General features: G+C 65.9%; 18 protein-coding genes. 9 read left to right on the forward strand and 9 right to left on the reverse strand.

Translation table 11 applies throughout. The features are described from left to right. Nucleotides 1–204: 204 nt before the first annotated feature. Together AC1MDG_RS20685 and AC1MDG_RS20690 are read right to left on the reverse strand one after the other, a co-directional pair. Entirely contained in the window at nt 205–771 is a 567-nt protein-coding gene (locus AC1MDG_RS20685) for a TetR/AcrR family transcriptional regulator (RefSeq protein ID WP_479806544.1), read from the reverse strand. 161 nt (nt 772–932) lie between these two features. Continuing rightward, nucleotides 933–2,234, reverse strand: a complete 1,302-nt coding sequence (locus tag AC1MDG_RS20690; RefSeq protein ID WP_043485477.1) for an MFS transporter — start codon at nt 2,232–2,234, stop codon at nt 933–935. Nucleotides 2,235–2,333: 99 nt separating this feature from the next. On the opposite strand from AC1MDG_RS20690, the gene rraA reads away from it, so the two are divergent. The 3 genes from rraA (at nt 2,334) to AC1MDG_RS20705 (ending at nt 6,321) form a co-directional block, all read left to right on the forward strand. Next, the gene (gene rraA, locus AC1MDG_RS20695; RefSeq protein ID WP_479806547.1) at nt 2,334–2,855 is read left to right on the forward strand and encodes a ribonuclease E activity regulator RraA; all 522 of its coding nucleotides are present in this window, start codon (nt 2,334–2,336) and stop codon (nt 2,853–2,855) included. Nucleotides 2,856–2,971: 116 nt separating this feature from the next. Next, the gene (locus AC1MDG_RS20700) at nt 2,972–4,636 is read left to right on the forward strand and encodes an MDR family MFS transporter (protein ID WP_479806549.1); all 1,665 of its coding nucleotides are present in this window, start codon (nt 2,972–2,974) and stop codon (nt 4,634–4,636) included. A 245-nt stretch (nt 4,637–4,881) separates the two neighbouring features. After that, complete coding sequence (locus tag AC1MDG_RS20705; RefSeq protein WP_479806551.1) at nt 4,882–6,321, forward strand: sugar porter family MFS transporter; 1,440 nt, start codon at nt 4,882–4,884, stop codon at nt 6,319–6,321. Nucleotides 6,322–6,454: 133 nt separating this feature from the next. Here the strand turns inward: AC1MDG_RS20705 and AC1MDG_RS20710 are convergent, their stop codons facing one another. The 6 genes from AC1MDG_RS20710 to AC1MDG_RS20735 form a co-directional block, all read right to left on the reverse strand. Further along, nucleotides 6,455–7,681 (reverse strand): MFS transporter, encoded by a 1,227-nt coding sequence (locus AC1MDG_RS20710; protein ID WP_479806553.1) that lies wholly within the window; start codon nt 7,679–7,681, stop codon nt 6,455–6,457. Between the two features lie 25 nt (nt 7,682–7,706). Continuing rightward, nucleotides 7,707–8,156 carry a MarR family winged helix-turn-helix transcriptional regulator gene (locus AC1MDG_RS20715; RefSeq protein WP_479806555.1) on the reverse strand — a complete coding sequence of 150 codons (450 nt, stop codon included), beginning with the start codon at nt 8,154–8,156 and terminating at the stop codon, nt 7,707–7,709. Nucleotides 8,157–8,267: 111 nt separating this feature from the next. Further along, nucleotides 8,268–8,798, reverse strand: a complete 531-nt coding sequence (locus AC1MDG_RS20720) for an N-acetyltransferase family protein (RefSeq protein WP_479806557.1) — start codon at nt 8,796–8,798, stop codon at nt 8,268–8,270. Between the two features lie 24 nt (nt 8,799–8,822). Next, complete coding sequence (locus AC1MDG_RS20725) at nt 8,823–9,977, reverse strand: mannitol-1-phosphate 5-dehydrogenase (protein WP_479806559.1); 1,155 nt, start codon at nt 9,975–9,977, stop codon at nt 8,823–8,825. Further along, nucleotides 9,977–11,950, reverse strand: a complete 1,974-nt coding sequence (locus AC1MDG_RS20730) for a PTS mannitol transporter subunit IICBA (RefSeq protein ID WP_479806561.1) — start codon at nt 11,948–11,950, stop codon at nt 9,977–9,979. The genes AC1MDG_RS20725 and AC1MDG_RS20730 overlap by 1 nt, the downstream gene beginning before the upstream one ends. 57 nt (nt 11,951–12,007) lie before the next feature. Next, nucleotides 12,008–12,736, reverse strand: coding sequence for a TetR/AcrR family transcriptional regulator (locus AC1MDG_RS20735; protein WP_043485492.1), 729 nt, complete (start codon nt 12,734–12,736; stop codon nt 12,008–12,010). A gap of 161 nt (nt 12,737–12,897) precedes the next feature. Between AC1MDG_RS20735 and ptsP the strand changes: the two genes are divergently transcribed. The 5 genes from ptsP to AC1MDG_RS20760 all read left to right on the forward strand — a co-directional run bounded on the left by ptsP (nt 12,898) and on the right by AC1MDG_RS20760 (nt 17,159). Continuing rightward, entirely contained in the window at nt 12,898–14,583 is a 1,686-nt protein-coding gene (gene ptsP, locus AC1MDG_RS20740; RefSeq protein ID WP_043485493.1) for a phosphoenolpyruvate--protein phosphotransferase, read from the forward strand. Nucleotides 14,584–14,616: 33 nt separating this feature from the next. Beyond that, nucleotides 14,617–14,895, forward strand: coding sequence for an HPr family phosphocarrier protein (locus AC1MDG_RS20745; RefSeq protein WP_479806564.1), 279 nt, complete (start codon nt 14,617–14,619; stop codon nt 14,893–14,895). A gap of 61 nt (nt 14,896–14,956) precedes the next feature. Further along, nucleotides 14,957–15,355, forward strand: coding sequence for a helix-turn-helix domain-containing protein (locus AC1MDG_RS20750; RefSeq protein ID WP_479806566.1), 399 nt, complete (start codon nt 14,957–14,959; stop codon nt 15,353–15,355). Nucleotides 15,356–15,453: 98 nt separating this feature from the next. Then, complete coding sequence (locus AC1MDG_RS20755) at nt 15,454–15,684, forward strand: hypothetical protein (RefSeq protein WP_011693832.1); 231 nt, start codon at nt 15,454–15,456, stop codon at nt 15,682–15,684. Nucleotides 15,685–15,791: 107 nt separating this feature from the next. Continuing rightward, the gene (locus AC1MDG_RS20760) at nt 15,792–17,159 is read left to right on the forward strand and encodes an FAD-binding protein (protein WP_479806568.1); all 1,368 of its coding nucleotides are present in this window, start codon (nt 15,792–15,794) and stop codon (nt 17,157–17,159) included. Nucleotides 17,160–17,168: 9 nt separating this feature from the next. Here the strand turns inward: AC1MDG_RS20760 and AC1MDG_RS20765 are convergent, their stop codons facing one another. After that, nucleotides 17,169–18,389 carry a PucR family transcriptional regulator gene (locus AC1MDG_RS20765; RefSeq protein ID WP_043485500.1) on the reverse strand — a complete coding sequence of 407 codons (1,221 nt, stop codon included), beginning with the start codon at nt 18,387–18,389 and terminating at the stop codon, nt 17,169–17,171. Between the two features lie 236 nt (nt 18,390–18,625). Between AC1MDG_RS20765 and ald the strand changes: the two genes are divergently transcribed. Continuing rightward, on the forward strand, nt 18,626–19,744 hold the full coding sequence (gene ald, locus AC1MDG_RS20770; RefSeq protein WP_479806571.1) for an alanine dehydrogenase: 1,119 nt from the start codon (nt 18,626–18,628) through the stop codon (nt 19,742–19,744). Nucleotides 19,745–19,820 lie beyond the last annotated feature (76 nt).

Consider the following 19,820-nt stretch of genomic DNA (forward strand, 5'->3'; position numbering starts at 1 on the left):
GGTGGGGCCGCGGTGAAGCTCCTGCGAGGTACGGGCTGCTACCCACTCCGGTCCTGCAATGGTAAAGCGATGCGCGGGAGGTGAATGGACACTGGGCCGACCACCGGACGTGATAAAACGTTTTATCATATCCATGAGTGACTCACGTCACTTAAATTTGCCGCAGAACGGCCCATGCTGGTCTAGACCAGTTACGGAGTACTGCTAGCACCGGGTGAGCAGTGAACAGGCTTTCTTCAGGTCTTCCTCCGCTTCGAACAACGACAGCCGGCGGCAGCGCACGGCCTGCACCAGGCCGGAAACGGTCAGCAGCAGCACACGTGACTTGGCGGCGTCGTCACTTGCCACGGTGACCGCCTGCTCGGCGATGACGTCGATCTCCCGCAGGAGGACCGTGGTGTCCTTGTCCTTCGCGTAGATGCCCTGGCTTAGGCACTGCTCCACGGCCGGCTGCATCAGCCGCATGTGGAAGATCTCCATCATGACGCCCGTCAGGGAACGGACGCCGGATTCGGGCCAGCTTCCCACCTGCAGCTCGCCCAGCTGCTTCCGGTACAGGCCCAGCATCAGATGGGTGGGGGAAGGAAAATAACGGCACAGGGTTCCCAGCGGGACATTGGCCTTGGCGGCCACCTCGGACAGGCTCACGGAATCCAGCCCTTTACGGGCGAATCCTGCCGCGGCATCCAGGATCCGGGCGTAGCGGATCTGCTGTCTGGGCAGGGTCGGCGGCAAGGCCATGGGGGGAAGATCTGGATTGAGTTCAAGCATCAGCAGCGTTCCGGGAGTGGGTTTCGTTCAGCGGTCAGGCGATCCCCATCAGAGCACTGCCGCAGCAATTCGAGTCCACTATACGGCACCGGTCTTGGGGCCAACCTGTGCGCCGATTACTCAAAACGGTGTGGCCCCGGACCGTCGCAATGCGCCTGGTTTTAGTCCACGCCCTTGATCTTCACCACGAACACCGCGCCCAGCAGTCCGATCACGGCGGCGGCGGAAAACAACGTGACGTATCCCCCAAAGTACTGGATGGACAGGAAAGCGATCGCCGGCGCGAACACCTGCGGTAGCGAGCTGGCCACATTGATGACCCCCATGTCCTTGCCCCGGTCCGCCGCCTGCGGGAGCACCTGGGTCAGCAGCGCAAAGTCCACCGCCAAATACGCCCCGAATCCAATACCCAGAACCGCGGCCCCGGCCAGGGCACCCGGCCAGACCGGAAAAAAGGCCATGATCAGTGCCGCCATGGCGATGGTCACGGAAGAGACGATCACGAACGGTTTGCGCTTGCCCACGCGGTCGCTCCACGGACCTGCCAGCACGGCCGTGATCATTACCATGACCGCATAGATTCCGGTGAGGATCAGCACTCCCAGCGCCGGTTCCTCATGCCCGATGATGTCCCGGAGGAAGAAAAGAAGGTACACGATGGTCAGCTGGTTTCCGACGTTCATCAGGAAGCGCGTGAGCCAGGCCCAGGCAAAATCAGGATGCCGAGCAGGGCTGATCCAGAAGCCCTTGGCGAAGGTCTTCCAGTGGAACGGCGGGCGGGCGGACAGCGGCAACACGGGATCATTCCGGTGAAACAGATAGGGCAGGATGGACAGCAGGAGCGCTGCGGCGCAAAGCCAATACCCCACCATGTAGTTTCCTGAGACGACGGCACCGAAAACGGCGCCGATGAGTATGCCCACGGTCTGGCCCATGGCCGCAAGGCCGCCCACGGTGGCCCGCTGCGGCACCGGCACTCGGTCCGGGACCGCCGCCGTAATGGCTGCGTAGGCTGCGTTGGCTCCGAGTTGGACCAGGCACCAGAAGAGGACCATCAGTGCGACGGCAGTCGCACCGGACATGGCCAGAAGTGCAGCGGTAGCCAGGATCGCCCCCGCCAGAACCCAAGGGGCGCGCCGGCCGAAACCAGAGACCGTGCGGTCGGACAGCGCCCCGAAGAGCGGATTCGCCACCAACGAAACAGCAGCGCCACAGCCGGTCACGAGGGACAGGATGGCTTCCTTGCTGGGCGCGTCGATGCTGATGGCCTGCTGGCCGATGAACACGTTGATGGGGCCGAAGAAGGCGGCGTTGATCCCAACATTGACCAGCACCAATCCGGTCACCCAGCGCGCGGTGACCTTCCGCTCCGGTTCGGCGAGCGCAGCCGTCGAACCTCCGCCGGGCAACGCGGCAGTGCCGGAAGGATCCGGGACGTGCCCCGGCAGATCGGACAGACTCATTGCGGCTCCCCCAGGAACTGATGATTGGTGTCCGATCAGACTATCGTGGGCATCACAGCCCGCGTGCGGGTTGTCCACAGCCGATTCCAAGGAGGACCCGTGACCGCTTCCGCAGACACGCCAGAGACCGACAACGCAGGCATCCCCGAGAGCCGCAGTATCAACACCGCCGACCTTTACGACGAACGGGGCGAGGAACTCGATTCCATCGCGCTCCAGTTCCAGTCGCTGGGCGGCCTCTCGCACTTCAGCGGGCCGGCCCGCACCATCCGATGCCTTGAGGACAACGCCCTGGTCAAGTCCACTCTTGGAACTCCGGGCGACGGCGCAGTGCTGGTGGTGGACGGAGCCGGTTCCCTGCGGACGGCCCTGATGGGGGACATGATCGCAGCGAGCGCCGTCGCAAACGGCTGGGCCGGCGTCGTAATCAACGGGGCCATCCGGGACCGCGAGGTCCTGGCCGACCTGCCGCTCGGCGTCAAGGCGCTCGGCAGCAATCCGCGCAAAAGCGCCAAAACCGGTGCAGGCGAAACGGACGTGGAACTGGACATCGACGGCGTCAAGGTGCGTCCGGGCGCCATGATCTGGTGCGATCCGGACGGGATCCTGGTGGAACGCTGAGGTAAATTCCTCATTTCGCAGGGGCTTCGCAGGGCCAAGGGAACAAATCGCACCGTAAGATAGTTACTGAGAGCAACTATCAAGCTTGATCCCCTTTTCTTTGTAATGGAGCAGTCATGTCCAAAACCGCCGCCGGGCCCGTATCCGGGGACGTCCTGACGAAGCGTCAGACCATCACAGTGATGGTGGGTCTCATGCTCGGCATGTTCCTTTCCTCGCTGGACCAGACCATCGTGTCCACGTCGATCTACACCATCGCCAACGACCTCGACGGGCTCTCCCTGCAGGCCTGGGCCACCACCGCGTACCTGATCACGTCCACGGTGAGCACGCCCCTGTACGGCAAGCTCAGCGACATCTTCGGGCGCCGGCCGCTTTACCTGGCCGCGATCGTGATCTTCCTGGCGGGGTCCCTGTACGCCGGCTCGGTGCATTCCATGACCGAACTTGCCATCGCCCGCGGCATCCAGGGTATGGGCGCCGGCGGCCTGCTGGCCCTCGCGCTGACCATCATCGGCGACATTGTTGCCCTGAAGGACCGGGCCAAGTTCCAGGGCTACTTCATGTCCGTCTTCGGCATCTCCTCCGTCCTTGGCCCCGTGGTGGGCGGCGCCTTCGCCGGGTCGGCGAACATTCTGGGCTTCGACGGCTGGCGCTGGGTGTTCTTCATCAACCTGCCCATCGGCCTGGCCGCACTGGCTGTGGTTTTCCTCTACCTGCACCTGCCCGCCAAGCACGTCAAGCAGAAGATCGACTACTGGGGCGCCGCGGCCATCACGCTGGCCATCGTTCCGCTGCTGCTGGTGGCAGAACAGGGCCGCAGCTGGGGCTGGACCTCGGCGGCATCCCTCCTGTGCATCGGACTGGGCCTGGTGGGCATCATCGCGTTCCTGCTGGCCGAGAAGCGCGCCGGTGACTACGCCCTGATACCCCTGCGGCTCTTCCGGAACCTCACGTTCGGCCTCTCTTCATTGCTGAACTTCATCATCGGCATCGGCATGTTCGGCGCAATCGCGATGCTTCCGATGTACCTCCAGCTGGTCAAGGGCCTCACCCCCACCGAAGCCGGCCTGATGATGATCACCTTCACCGTGGGCATCCTCACCGGTTCCATCACCGCCGGACGGACCATCTCCGCGTCCGGCACCTACCGGATCTTCCCCATCCTGGGCACCGCCGTGCTGACCGCTGCGGCCCTCGTGATGGGCTTCTCGCTGGGCGTGGACACCGGGCTCTGGGTTCCGGGCGTCATAGCGGTGTTCTTCGGCCTCGGCCTGGGCTTCTGCATGCAGCCCCTCACGCTGGCCATGCAGGTTTCCGTCCCGCCGAAGGACATGGGCGTGGGCACCTCCTCCGCGGCGTTCTTCCGGTCCATGGGCGGCGCCGTAGGTACAGCGGTCTTCATCTCCATGCTGTTCAGCCTGGCCGCGGACCGCATCGCCACGGGCATGAAGGACGCCATGCAGAACGCCGACTACCTCAAGGTCCTGAAGGACCCCGCCGTGGCCGCCGATCCCGCCAATGCCAAGCTCTATGAGTTCTTCCAGAACGGTGCCACCAACGACTCCCTCAACGACACCAGCTGGCTGCACACGGCCAACCCCGTGCTCACCCGCCCCATCACCGAGGGCTTCGCGCAGTCGATCGACGCCGTGATGCTCACCGCGGCAGTGCTCACCGGGATCGCCTTCCTGATCAGCTTCGCGCTGCCGAAGAAGAAGCTGACGGATCCGAAGGCAGCTTCGCACGAAGCAGGATCTGAGTCCGTCCCGGCCCACTAGGCCCTTACCGCGCATGCACGTCACGGCAGGCAGCCTCTCGGGCTGCCTGCCGTTGTGGTGTCCCCCGTGTTTTTCGACGACGGCGGCAGCGCCCCGCCGTCGCCGGCCCGCGCCCCTAAGTGGAACCGCAGAGCGTGAAGTGGCACACTGTTTAGCGCGTGTGCGCCGGCCAGCAGGGCCGGTTCCGTGGTCAACGATGTCCGCACAGCTAAAAACCCAACGCATCAAAAGCCCAAGGGAGATCCATGTCCACATCCAGCACCGAAGGCCGCCCTGGCGTTCCCCGCAAGGTGATCGGCCTCGCAATCGCGGGAGCGGTGGGCGGGTTCCTCTTCGGCTTTGACTCCTCCGTCGTTAACGGCGCAGTGGACGCGATCAAGGATGAATTCGCCCTCAGCGAGGCCGTCACCGGCTTCGCCGTGGCAGTAGCACTCCTGGGCTGCGCGGCCGGCGCCTTCCTGGCGGGCAAGGTGGCCGACAAGTACGGCCGCATCCCTGCCATGAAACTCGGCGCCGTCCTGTTCCTGGTGAGCGCCGCCGGCACCGGCTTTGCGTTCGGCGTCTGGGACCTGATCTTCTGGCGCCTGGTGGGCGGGCTCGGCATCGGCCTGGCGTCCGTCATTGCCCCGGCATACATTTCGGAGATCTCGCCGCGGCACGTGCGCGGCCGGCTCGCGTCGCTGCAGCAGCTTGCCATCACCACGGGTATTTTCGCAGCCCTCCTCTCGGATGCCCTGTTCGCCAACTCGGCAGGCGGCGCGGACCAGCCGCTCTGGCTCGGCCTCGAGGCCTGGCGGTGGATGTTCCTCGCCGGCGCCGTGCCCGCCGTCGTCTACGGCTGGATCGCTTTTACCCTGCCCGAATCCCCGCGCTTCCTGGTCTTCAAGGGCAAGGAGGACGAGGCACGCAAGGTGTTCGAAACCATCGCCCCGGCAGAGGACACCGACCGCCACATCCGCGAAATCCAGTCCGCCATCGAGGAAGACAAGCTCGCGGGCCAGAAGGGCTCGCTCCGCGGGAAGGTCTTCGGCCTGCAGGCCGTGGTGTGGATCGGCATCACGCTGTCCGTGCTGCAGCAGTTCGTGGGCATTAACGTGATCTTCTACTACTCCACCACCCTGTGGAAGGCCGTGGGCTTCCAGGAGAAGGACTCGCTCACCATTTCGGTGGCCACGTCCGTCACCAACATCCTGGTCACCCTCGTAGCCATCGCGCTGGTGGACCGCATCGGCCGGCGCCCCATCCTGCTGGCCGGCTCCGTGGGCATGGCTGTTTCGCTGGGGGCCATGGCCCTGGCGTTCGCCTCGGCCACGGGATCCGGCGAACAGATCTCGCTTCCCGGCGCCTGGGGCCCGGTTGCCCTCGTGGCCGCGAACGTCTTCGTGGTCAGCTTCGGCGCCTCGTGGGGCCCGCTGGTGTGGGTGCTGCTGGGCGAGATCTTCCCGTCCCGGATCCGGGCCCGTGCCCTGGGCCTCGCCGCGGCTGCCCAGTGGATCGCCAACTTCGCCATCACCCTGAGTTTCCCCGTGATGGCGGCAGGTTCGCTGCCGCTGACGTACGCCATGTACGCACTGTTCGCGGCGGCGTCGTTCTTCTTCGTGATGTTCAAGGTGCCGGAGACCAACGGCATGTCCCTGGAGCAGGCGGAAACGCTGTTCGTGCCGAAGGGGACCGTCAAGGTCTAGGCGTCCGGCTCCGGCGCCCCCGGACGCTCTCTCACTTGTTGCGCATAAAACACCAACGCTCTCTCACCCGCTGAACCGGGGTGAGAGAGCGTTTGTGGAAAAGCGTCAAAAAGTGAGAGAGCGTCCGGTGGGGTTAGACCACATGGGGTTCGTGGGCCGCCAGGTAGCGGCGTCCGCCGAAGGCAATCGCGATGGCCACCGCCATGGCCAGCGCCCCGGCGAAGAACGGAACCTGCGGACCGAAGTGCTCACCAAGCTGGGCGGCAGCGAAGGGCGCCAGGGCACCGCCCATCCAGCGCACGAAGTTGTAGCCGGCGGACGCCACCGGCCGCGGCGAGTCGGAAACGCCCATGGCCAGTTCCGTGTACACCGTGTTGTTGATGCCCAGCAGCGCCCCGGAGACGACCACCAGTACGACGACGGCGGGAACCGAGTGCCCGGCGGCCAGTCCGAGCCCGGCCAGGTCCAGCATCAGGACGGCCAGGGTGCCGGTGAGCACCTTGGTGGCGCCGAACCGGTTCTGCAGGACGGGCGCCACAAAGACCGAAAAGACCGCGACGGCCACGCCCCAGCCGAAGAACACCCCGCCGATGCCGTAGGCGTCCATGCCGAGGATGAACGGCGTGAAAGCCAGGATGGTGAAGAAGCCGTAGTTGTAGAACAGGCCGCTGGCCGCCGTCGTGCGCAGTCCCTTGTGGCCCAGGGCGAGCAGCGGATCGCGGAGCCGGACCTTCCGCTCGGGCAGGGGCGTTTTCGGGAGCAGCGCGATCAGGGCGATAAAGGCTGCTGCCATGAGCACGGCGGTGCCGAAGAACGGTGCCCGCCACTGCCAGCCGCCCAGCAGGGCGCCCAGGAGCGGGCCGAGGGAGATGCCAAGGCCCAGTGCCGCTTCGTAGAGGATAATCGCCGTTCCGGCCCCGCCACTGGCCACGCCCACAATGACGGCGAGGGCGGTGGCCACAAAGAGCGCGTTGCCCAGGCCCCAGCCGGCGCGGAAGCCGATCAGCTCACCCACACTGCCTGACATTCCGGACAGGGAGGCGAAGACTACGATCACCGCCAGGCCGATGAGCAGGGTCTTCTTGCCGCCGATCCGGGACGACACAAAGCCGGTGATCAGCATGGCCACCGCGGTGACCATGAAATAACTGGTGAACAGCAGCGACACCTGGCTGGGAGTGGCATCCAGGTTCTTGGCGATCGCCGGGAGGATCGGATCCACCAGGCCGATGCCCATGAACGCGAACACCGCGGCGAGGGCCGTGGCCCAGACCGCCTTTGGCTGCTTGAGCAAGGAGGCCTTCTCGGCTTCCAGGGTTTCTTCTACTGCTGGCCGCGTGGCGGCGAGCTGGCCTTCCATGAAGGGCACTCCTAAATCTTGGGTGTTAGTTGTGAAGTGTTCCGTTGATCTTTTCGATCACCGGCAGCGCGGCGGCGAGGGCCCGCCGGTCATCGTCGGTGAGCGTTTCGAGGATTCCCGCCATGACGGCATTGCGCCGTTCATTGGCGGAGTCGACGGCGGCACGGCCTTCCGCCGTCAGCACAACCCGCACGGCGCGCGAATCGTCCGGGTCGGGGTCGCGGCGGACGAGGCCGGCCTTCTCGAGCTTGATGATCTGCTCGGTGGCGCTGGGCACCCGGACGCCGAGGTTCCTGGCAATTTCGCCGACCCGGACGCCGTCGCCGAGGAGCATTTTGAGTGTGCTGAGCTGCGCGGCGCTGAGCTCGCCTTCCGCGTCAAGGCGGCGGACGAGGTAGACGCTGTGGCGGAGCGCTTCCCGGAAGTCCTGGGCGAGGGAATGCAGGGCGGCAGGAGCGGGCTCAAGGCTGTTCATAGTTAGGTAGCCTAACAGTTAGGGTACCTAAAAACCAGCCGGACGCTCTCTCACTTGTTGCAGGAAAAACCCCAGCGCTCTCCTCTCTCACTCTGGCGGCCTCACGGGACCTCAGAGCGGGAGTTTCATGCCTTCATGGCTGGCTTCGAATCCCAGGCGTTCGTAGAAGCGGTGGGCATCCTTACGCGATTTGTCGGTGGTGAGCTGCATGAGCGAGCAACCCCGCCGGCGGGACTCGTCCGCTGCCCAGATGACCATGGCGGCGCCGATCCCGAGGCCGCGCATACCTGCCGACACGCGGACGGCTTCGATCTGGCTGCGCCAAGACCCCCGCCGGGAGAGGCCCGGGATAAAGCTCAGTTGGAACGTGGCCACAATCGTTCCGTCCAGCTCCCCCGGCTCCAGTAGTTCGCCAACCACCAGAAGGTGGGCCGGGTCTGTGTCGATCGCCTCGAAGGCACGCTCATACGGATCCATATCCGAGGTGTCTTCGCGGATTGCACCCAGCCGGTCGTCAGCCAGCAGCTCCAGGATCCTCGGCAGGTCCGCCCGCGTCGCGTGGCGGAGGCGGAAGGTGCCGCCGTCGACGTCGAGAGTGAACAGGGCGTGCCGCTCGGGCTGGTCTTGTTGCTCGGAAGTCACGCGTCCAGCCTGCCACAGCCAACGCTAAGCCTTGACCTCCGCTTTGACCTCTTCCACCAGCGCCTCGACGGCCGCGAAGAGCGGATGTTCTGGCGTCAGGCCGGTCACCTTCTCCGTGGCCTCTGCAGCCGAGGACGATGCCACGATCTGCGCCAGCTCAGCCGCCTCCGCGTCGGCGGGATCGTTGAAGCGCAGGGCAGCGGCAATGGCTCCCAGCAGCGCCTCGGGCACGATTCCGCGTTCGGCGAGTTCCGCGGCCGGGCCGATGAAGCGCTCGTGCCGGCTGAGCTTGCGCAGCGGCGCCCTGCCCACCCGGTTCACGGTATCGGGCAGGTGCGGGTTGGTGAAGCGGCCCAGGATCTTCTCGACGTAGGCTTCCTGCTCCTCGCGGTTGAAGCCGTGCTTGTGGATCAGCAGCTCCTTGGTCTCATCCAGGACGGCGCGCACATCCGCGGCGACGTCCTGATCGGCCATGGCCTCGGAGATCTTGCCAAGCCCTGCTTCGAACCCGAAGTACGCAGCCGAGGCGTGTCCGGTGTTCACGGTGAACAGCTTCCGCTCAATGTACGGCTCCAGGTTGTCCACAAACGTGGCACCCGGGATGACCGGCACATTGTCCCCGAAGGGGGTGCGGTCGATGACCCACTCGTAGAACGTCTCCACCGTGACATCCAGGCCCATGCCCGGCTCCTGGTTGGGGACAATCCGGTCAACCGCCGTGTTGGCGAACACGGCCGCGGCCTCGAGCGGGCCGGCCGCCGGATCCCACTGCGCCGCCACTTCGTCCCGCAGGATGTCCGTGGCGTTGATGGCGTTCTCGCACGCCATCACCTGCAGCGGAGCCAGCCCGGCAGCCCTCGCGGCAATCCCCTTGGCAATCACGGGCGCCACGAACTTCAGGATGTGCGGACCCACCGCGGTGGTGACGACGTCCGCCGTCGCGATTTCCGCCACGACGTCCGCCTCCTGGGTTCCGGAGTTCAGCGCCCGGAAGTTGTCCACGGTCCGGACCGTGGGGTTTTCCCCCACCTCGTGGACGTCGTAGCTGTCCGCGGCGGCGAGCTGCGAGATCAGCTCATCCGCGACGTCGGCAAACACAAGCTCATAGCCTGCCTGGTGCAGCAGCAGGCCCACGAAGCCCCGGCCGATGTTCCCGGCCCCAAAATGGACAGCCTTCACTATGCGTTGACCTTTCCGAACAGTTCCAGCACTTCGTCCACCGTGGTGGCCGCCTCGAGCTGGGCCACCTGGGCCTTGTTGGTGAAGACCTTGGCGATGGAGGACAGGATCTGCAGGTGCTCATTGTTGATTCCGGCCACGCCCACCACGAACTTGACCTCCTTGCCGTTCCAGTCGATGCCGTTCGGATAACGGATCACGGACACGGCGGACTTCATGATGTGGTCCTTGGCGGCATTGGTGCCGTGCGGAATGGCCAGGAAGCTGCCCATGTACGTGGACACGGATTCCTCGCGTTCGTGCATGGCATCGAGGTAGCCGCTGTCCACGGCGCCGCGGTCCAGCAGCAGCCGGCCCGCTTCGTCGATAGCGGCATCACGGGTGGTGGCGGTGCCGTTGAGCACAACGCTGTCAGCCACCAGGATGTCCGACGGCGGTGCGGCTTCAGCAGTTGCCGGGGCGGCGGTTGCCACTGGCGCCGCGACGGCAGCGGGAGCCGCTGCGCCACCCGTTCCTTCGGTGTTGCTGCTCTTGACCAGCTCCACGATCTCGTCGTAGCGCGGGCTGTTCATGAAGTTGTCCACGGACACGTGTACGGCACTGGCTGTAGCGGGCTTGGCCCGCTCGGTCAGGTCCTGGTGGGTGATCACAACATCGTAGGTGTCGCTCAGGTTGGCGATGGCGGAGTTGGTGACCTTGACGTCGGGGAAGCCGGCCGCCTTGATCTTGTTCCGCAGCACCGAGGCGCCCATGGCGCTGGAGCCCATGCCGGCGTCGCAGGCGAACACGATGTTCTTGATGGGACCTGCCATGACGGCGGTGGTTGCCCCGGCACCGGTCAGGGTGGAGGAGATGGAGCTCTTCTTGCCCTTCATGGATTCCATCCGGGAAGTGGCGGCGCTCAGGCTGTCCTCCTCGGTTTCACCCACGGGGGTCTTGCTGGACTTCAGGATCACCGAAGCGATGAGGAAGGACACCGTGGCGGCGAGCAGCACGGACAGTGCCACCCCGAAGTAGCTGTCGCTGGCTGTCGCGGCGAAGACGGCGATGATGCTGCCCGGGGCCGCCGGGGAGCGGAGGCCGGCGCCGGTGAGCACCAGCGTGAAGATGCCGGTCATGCCGCCGCCGATTGCGGCCAGGATGATGATGGGCTTCATCAGCACGAACGGGAAGTAGATTTCGTGGATGCCGCCAACAAACTGGATCAGGGCGGCGCCGGGGGCTGACGCCTTGGCCAGGCCCTTGCCGAAGATCATGTAGGCGAGCAGGATGCCCACGCCGGGGCCCGGGTTGGCTTCGAGCAGGAACAGGATGGACTTGCCGTTTTGCAGTGCCTGTTCCGTTCCCAGCGGCGTCAGGATGCCGTGGTTGACGGCATTGTTCAGGAACAGGACCTTGGCAGGTTCGATGAAGATGCTGGTGAACGGCAGCAGGCCGTTGTTGACCAGGAATTCGACGACGGAGCTGGCCCCGTTGCTGAAGGCCTTCACCACCGGGCCGATTACCAGCATGCCCACGATGGCCATGGCCGCGGCCACGATGCCCGCAGTGAAGTTGTCGATCAGCATCTCGAAGCCCGGCTTGACCCGGCCTTCCCAGATCTTGTCCAGCTTCTTCATGATCCAGGCGGTCAGCGGGCCCATGATCATGGCGCCGATGAACATGGGGATGTCCGTACCGACGATCACACCCATGGTTGCGGCCGCGCCAACAACACCGCCGCGGACGCCGTGGACCATGCGGCCGCCGGTGTAGCCGATCAATAGCGGAAGCAGGAAGGTGATCATGGGGCCGACGAGCTTGGCCAGTTCCTCATTGGGAGTGAAGCCAGCCGGAATGAAGAAGGCCGTGATGATGCCCCAGGCGATGAAGGCGCCGATGTTGGGCATGATCATTCCGGACAGGAACGTCCCGAATTTCTGGACGCCAACCCGCAGGCTGGTGCGGGGTTTTGCAACTGTCTCTGTTGCCATGTGATTTCCTAACCGTGATTCCTGCTGCACCGCAGGATGGTCCGATATTTTCGACGACTAGCTGGTGGAACTGGTGGAGATCCGGTGGAGCCATTCGAGAAAGAGCTTGAGTTCCGAGCTGGAGAGCTGATCCGAGTGCGATGCCTGGAGCGCGGCGTTCAAAGCGATTGCTGCGACTACTACCGACGATTTCCCGGACGTATCGGGGCCGGCGCCATTTGCCTGCTCCGCGGACACCGCGAAAATCATGGCGTCGCGGGTCATGGTGGACAGTTCAAGGTTGCGTTCCGCGGCAGGCTCCGCGATCAGCATGAGCGTCACTCCCACGTTCGCCGCCAGGATGCTCCTGGCCGCCTCACGCGGTTGGACGTTCAGCTGCCCCGCCACAGCAGCTTTGTTCAGCATTTCCTCCATGAGGGCCTCGGCATCGGCAACGATGGCCGGACGGCTCTCAGGACGAATGTTGCCAAACATGACCAAATACAATTCCGGCTGGTTCAGCCCGAACTGGACATGGTTGTCCCACATCCGTCGGATGTCTTCCAGCGGATGTCCGGACGGCGCGAAGTCGCGTTCGCCGGCCACATATTCTTCGAAACCCGCCGCGACGACGGCGTCGAACAGCCCTTCCTTGTCACCGAAGTGGTGATACAGAGTGGGAGCGGAGACCCCTGCCAGCTGGGTGATCTGGCGAGTGGAAACAGGCGCGCCCCCGGAGTTGGCCAGCAACTCGGCTGCCGCACGCAACAACCTCATTTTGGGCGGTAGCTGGCCATCGAAACTCATAACCGCTACCCTATCACCTATAGCACCGCTATATGAACTGCATCACATACAATTTTTTCAGGCACCGCAAAAGCCGTCGGACGTAGCCGTCGCGACGGTCCGGGCAATCGCCCGGGCAACGAATGGCGGGGCCTGCTTACGGCAGAGAACGAGGACCTTCAGTGCAGAACTTCCAAGGAGTAGGCGTCAGCCCCGGCCGGATCATCGGCACCATCCGCCAGATGCCCAAGCCCATCAGTGAGCCGCCGGCAGGCGAACAGCTGCCCGCCGGCGTCACGGCCGAGGACGCGACAGCCGCCCTCAAGGCGGCCTCCCAGGCCGTGCACGACGAACTGAAGGCCCGGGCCGCCCACGCCACGGGTGACGGCAAGGCCGTCCTGGAAGCCACGGCACTGATGGCCAAGGACACCATGCTCATCAAGGGCGCGGCCAAGCTCGTTGCCCGCGGCGTCTCGAGTGAGCGCGCCATCTGGGAGTCCGGCTCCTCCGTTTCTGAAATGCTGCACAACCTGGGCGGCTACATGGCCGAGCGTGCCACGGACGTCCTGGATGTGCGCGCACGCATCGTCGCCGAGTTGCGGGGCGTTCCCGCGCCGGGCATCCCCGCCTCCAGCACACCGTTCGTCCTGGTGGCCGAGGACCTGGCGCCCGCCGACACCGCAACCCTGGACCCGAACAAGGTCCTGGCACTCATCACGGCCGGCGGCGGCCCCCAGTCCCACACCGCGATCATTGCCCGCTCCCTTGGCCTGCCGGCCGTGGTGGCGGCAGTCGGAGTGGACGAACTCCCGGACGGCACCGAGGTCTATGTGGACGGCGCGGCCGGCACCATCACGGCCGAACCCGACGAATCACTGCGTGCCGCAGCGGAAGCATGGGCAGCCACTGCTTCCCTGCTCGCCGAGTTCAGCGGAACGGGCGCGACGGCGGACGGCCACCTCGTGCCCCTCCTCGCCAACGTTGGCGGGGGCAAGGATGCCGAGGCGGCCGCCAAACTGGGCGCCCAGGGCGTGGGACTGTTCCGCACCGAATTCTGCTTCCTGGAACGGGACACCGAGCCCACCGTGGAAGAGCAGGCAGCGGCCTACAAGAGCGTCTTCGATGCCTTCCCGGGCAAGAAAGTGGTGCTGCGGACGCTCGACGCCGGCGCCGACAAACCCCTCCCCTTCCTGACCGACTCCACCGAGCCCAACCCGGCCCTGGGGGTCCGCGGCTACCGCACGGACTTCACCACCCCGGGCGTCCTGGACCGCCAGCTGGAAGCGATCGCCCAGGCCGAGAAGCAGTCCGAAGCGGACGTGTGGGTCATGGCCCCGATGATCTCCACGGCGGAAGAGGCCGCCCGTTTTGCCTCCATGTGCGCCGACGCAGGGATCAAGACCCCCGGCGTGATGGTGGAAGTCCCCTCTGCCGCGCTGACGGCCGAGGCGATCCTGCGCGAGGTGGGCTTCGCCAGCCTCGGCACGAACGACCTCACGCAGTACGCCATGGCGGCGGACCGGCAGCTCGGCCCGCTGGCCGCACTGAACACCCCCTGGCAGCCCGCCGTGCTGCGCCTCGTCGGGCTCACTGTTGAGGGCTCGCGCGCAGAGGGCCACAACAAACCCGTGGGCGTCTGCGGCGAAGCGGCGGCGGACCCTGCCCTCGCCGTCGTGCTGACCGGGCTGGGCGTTTCCACGCTGTCCATGACCGCACGGTCCCTGGCGGCCGTGGCTGCGGTGCTCAAGACTGTCACGCTGGCCGAAGCGCAGGACCTGGCCAAACTGGCATTGTCCGCACCGAGTGCCACCGAAGCCCGGGCATGGGTCCGCGAAAAGCTGCCCGTACTCGCCGAACTCGGCCTCTAACAGCCGCCCACCGACAATCCATCAGGAGAAGCAATGCCAGAACGTACCGCAACCATCGCCAGCCGCTCCGGCCTCCACGCCCGCCCTGCCGCGCTGTTCGCCGAAGCGGCCGGCAATGCCGGCGTTGACGTCACCATTTCCATGCAGGGCGAGCCGGCGGAGGAAGCCCTCGACGCCGCCAGCATCCTTTCGCTGATGACGCTGGGGGCGGCCAAGGGCGACGTCGTGGTGCTGCGGGCCGACGGCGACGGCGCAAACCAGGCACTGGATGCGCTGGTCACCCTCTTGGAGACGGACCTCGACGCCGAATAGCGGCGTCGTTACTGGACCATCGATACCGGCCGGCTCACGCCGGGGGCGCTAGGATTTCCGCATGGCACTGATTGCTCCCCGCGTGACGGCCGGGCTCCCCGGCGACGAAGCCCTGAAACTGCAGCATGCCCTGAACGGCAGCCACGACATCACCGTGTTTGTGGATGGCACGGTCCACCGGCTGCCGCCCCAGGCGCGGGACGCCGTCGTGGACCTCCTGAGCCGCTTCAGCCGCGGCGAGGCAGTGACGGTCAGCAGCGTTGAAGAAATGCTGACCACGTCACAGGCCGCGGAACTCGCCGGAATTTCGCACACGTACCTTCGCAATATGACGGACCGCGGGGAAATTCCGGTGGAGTACCGCGGCACGCACCGGAGGATCCGGCTGGCGGCCATCATGGAATGGCTGGAGTCGCAGAAGAAGGCCAAGGCACCCGGAAGCGGGGACCAGCCGCTTTGATGTAGCCCGGGATGCAATTTGTGAAGCAGTGATAAGGATCAAGCAACGATCCCCGCTTACCGCCGGAACGCCGCAAAGGCCGGGGTTACCCTTTATTCGTGGGTAAGTTCAGAGGGTGGCACATTGTGGCGGGGTTCGCCGCCATGCTGCTGACGGCCGCCCTTGGAACGGCCATGGGGCTGAATAATACGGCCGCATTCATGGCCAGCTGCGTAGCTTTCGTTGCCGTCTCGAAGGGCCTGGAAAGCCACCTCGCCCGCCGCCGTCGCGAAGCCGCTGTCCGCCTCCTCGAGCAAAGCCAGTCGCGAACCTCAGTGGAAGACCGCTGACGCATCTGAACCATGGATGGCCATTGACACGGAGCGGAACCGCTCACAGACTTGTTAGCGATAACAAGCAGCCGATGCCCCCGGTGGTCCGGCGCGAAAGGGATGCAATGCGCACTGAGGTCAGCGAACTGCCCGGGCTAAGCGGAAGCGCCAGAGCCGGCAACGCCGCTCCGGAACTGAACTGGGCCGGAAATTACCGCTATACGGCGGCTTCGATCCGCCGCCCCCGGACCCTCGAGGAAGTCCAGGAGGTGGTGGCCGGCGCCTCGAAAATCCGCGCCCTGGGCTCCCGGCACTCGTTCAATGCCATCGCCGACTCCCCCGGATCGCTGGTCTCGCTCGAAAACCTGGACCCCGGCATCCGCATCGACGCCGCAGCCCGCACCGTCACGGTCTCCGGCGGAACCCGCTACGGAACCCTGGCGGAGACGCTGGAGGACAACGGATTTGCACTGCCCAACCTTGCCTCCCTCCCGCACATTTCCGTCGCCGGAGCCATCGCCACCGCAACCCACGGCTCCGGCGACGCCAACGGCAACCTGGCGACGTCCGTCGCAGCACTGGAAATCGTGGCAGCGGACGGAACCGTCCACCACCTCACCCGCGGCGGCTCGCCCGACTTTGACGGCGCCGTCGTCGGCCTCGGAGCCCTGGGCGTCGTCACCAAGGTGACGCTGGACATCGAACCCACCTTCACTGTCCGGCAGGACGTCTTTGAAGCCCTGCCCTGGGAGACGGTTCTGGGAAATTTCGACGCCGCCACCTCCAGCGCGTACAGCGTCAGCCTGTTTACGGACTGGAGCGGGGACGCCGTCGCGCAGGCCTGGCTCAAGAGCCGCGTTTCCGGCCCGGCAGCCGGTGGCGCCGCCGGCACAGCCCGCGCTGATTCAGCGTTCGCCCGCGGGGCCTTCGCCGGCGCCACGTTCTTCGGCGGGACGCGGGCCGCCGTCGCCCGGCACCCGCTGCCCGGGGTCTCGGCCGAAAACTGCACGGAACAGCTCGGGGGCCCGGGGCCCTGGTCCGAGCGGCTGGCGCACTTCCGCATGGCCTTCACGCCCAGCAGCGGCCAGGAACTGCAAAGCGAATTCTTCGTCCGCCGCGAACACGCTGTGGCCGCCATCGGGGAGCTCCGTGCCCTTTCGGACCGCATCACCCCGCTGCTGCTCGTCTCGGAGATCCGCACCGTGGCGGCGGACAAGCTCTGGCTCAGCACCGCGTACGGCCAGGATTCAGTGGGGTTCCATTTCACCTGGAAGCAGCGGCAGGACGAGGTGGAGAAGTTGCTCCCCGTGATGGAGGAGGCACTGGCGCCGTTCCACGCCCGGCCGCACTGGGGCAAGCTGTTCCATGCAGACGCCGACGCCGTCGCCGGGCTTTACCCGCGCTTTGCCGACTTCACGGACCTCGCCGAACGGATGGACCCGGAGCACAAATTCCGTAACGAATTCCTGGCCCGGAAGGTCTTTGGGGAGTAAGAGCGCGCGCTAGATCCTCGGCCGCCCGGACCAGCGGCGGGCTTTGAGCGCAGCGTGGAGTTCCAGCCGGACCATGCCCTTCAGCGGGTCCACGCCGAGGACCTGCCTGATGCGGCCCAGCCGGTTGTAGATGCTGCTCCGGTGCAGATGCAGCCTGGTGGCAACATCCTGCACGGAACCGTCATTGTCGTACAGGAGCTCCAGAACGGGCAGGAGCTCACCGTTCCGGTCATGGTCTTCCAGCATGCGCCAGTACACGGACCCCGCGTCGGCCCAGGCACCGGCACCGCCGCCGGCGGACGCCAGCAGCTGATAGACGCCCGTGGCACGGCAGTCCACCAGTTCGCCCAGCTGGGGATCCACTGCGGCTGCCTGCGCAGCCTGTTTGGACTGCAGGTAGGCATCCGCCAGTTCACGGGGCTTCGCGAAGCCCTCGCTTGTTCCGAGGATGATCCGGTGCACCGGCCGCCCGGACCGCTTGGCGAGTTCCAGCTGGTAGTGGACCAGGACCTGCGCGTGGGCTGCACGGCCGGTGGATTCCCGGAACAGGATCACGGCGTGGGTTTCCGTTCCGGCGCTGAAAAGCGCAGCGTCCACCCCGATCGTGGCCTGCAGCGCCGAGGACCGGTGGATCAGCGTTGAAGCAATGGGGTCGGAGCCCTCGGCCCAGCCGTCGGCGTCGAGCACCGTGACGAGCTGCCAGGGGCCGCGCCCCTGGACTTCTTTCCAGCCGGCCACCGCGGCCACCGCGTTGGCCTCGCCGCGGCAGGCGCTCAGGAACTCCTGTTCCCTGCGGCGCCGGAACTCGGATTCGGCAGTGTTCGACTCGAGCAGCAGCCCGGACAGCAGCTCCAGCTCGTCCCGGACGCCGGGCAGCTGGGTGAGGATCGCCGTCGCGCTCTGGTCTTCAATGTCCTGTTGCACCCAGAGGTAGCCGACGCGGAAACCGCGGACCAGCAGCGGCACGCAGACGCGTCCCAGCATGCCCAGCTCCTCGTTGGCGGGAACGACGACTGGACGCACCGCCGTCGCGATGCCGTGCGAGAGCTGCCAGGCCTTCACGTCCGCCGGGACGCGCTTGCTGAGCAGGAAATTCACCCGGACCCGGTCCGCGTGGGACTGGTTGGAGCTGTAGGCGAGCAGGACGCCGTCGAGGTCCTCGAGCGACAGCCCCCGTCCGAGCTTTAGGGCTACCTGCTCCACGAGCTGTTCCACATCCTGCTGGTGCATGGTTGCCACCTTACTGCCCGTCGCCGCCGGAACGTGAACGGACACCAGGCGACACCTGACGCTTCGCGGCTCGACAGATGTCTAGGCGGGAATTCCAAAAACCCCGGCAACACGCGGAGGCCCGCCTGCCAGGCCCGGGGCGTCCTGTCGGCTACCTCACACGCGGATTTATTCTGGAAGTACCAGTTCCCCCGCACATTCGGCCCACAAAGGCCACCAACAACGGAGCCCAAGAAATGATCATCGGCGTCCCCAAAGAGATCAAGAACAACGAATTCCGCGTAGCCATCACCGCCGCTGGCGTGCACGAATTCCGCACCCACGGCCACACCGTTCTGGTGGAGCGCGGCGCAGGCCTTGGCTCCGGAATCACGGACGAGGAGTACGCCATCGCCGGCGCAGAGATCGTCACCGAAGCCGATGACGTCTGGTCCCGCGCCGACATGGTCATGAAGGTCAAGGAACCCATCGCCGCGGAATACCACCGCTTCCGCAAGGGCCTGATCCTCTTCACCTACCTGCACCTCGCCGCCGAGCCCGAACTCACCCGGGAGCTCATCAACTCCGGCGTCACCGCGATCGCCTACGAGACCGTCCAGGAAGGCCGCACCCTGCCCCTGCTGGCCCCGATGTCCGAGGTTGCAGGCCGCCTGTCCGTCCAGGTGGGCGCCACGTCGCTGATGGCCCCCGCCGGCGGCAAGGGCGTCCTGCTCGGCGGCGTCCCCGGCGTGCGCCCGGCCAAGGTTGTTGTCCTCGGCGCCGGCGTGGCCGGCACCAACGCCGCAGCGATGGCCCTGGGGCTCGGCGCGGACGTCACCATCCTGGACATCAACATCAACCGCCTGCGTGAACTCGACGCCCAGTACCAGGGCCGCCTGAAGACCGTTGCGTCCAACAAGTACGAGATCGAAAAGTCCGTCGTGGACGCGGACCTGGTGATCGGCTCCGTCCTGATCCCGGGCGCCAAGGCCCCGAAGCTGGTCACCAACGAGCTTGTTGCCCGGATGAAGCCCGGCTCCGTCCTCGTGGACATCGCCGTGGACCAGGGCGGCTGCTTCGAGGACACCCACCCCACCACGCACCAGGAACCCACGTACAAGGTCCACAACACGATCTTCTACTGCGTGGCAAACATGCCGGGCGCGGTCCCGAACACCTCCACCTACGCACTCACCAACGTGACCCTGCGCTACGGCGTGGCCCTCGCCAACCTGGGCGTCAAGGCAGCGTTCGAGAAGGACCCGGCACTGGCTTCCGGCCTCAACATCGCCGCCGGCCACGTGGCACACCACTCGGTCTCCGAAGCGCACAACCTGCCGCTCGTAGCTGACTGGCACGAACTGGTCTCCGCGTAGTCCTTTAGTTCGTCCTGCCGCGCTGGACGACACACATCCTCGGCGTGCTCGCTCCTTCGTCGCTTAGACGCACGCT

The sequence above is a fragment of the Arthrobacter sp. AIWTK1 genome, from assembly GCF_056680535.1.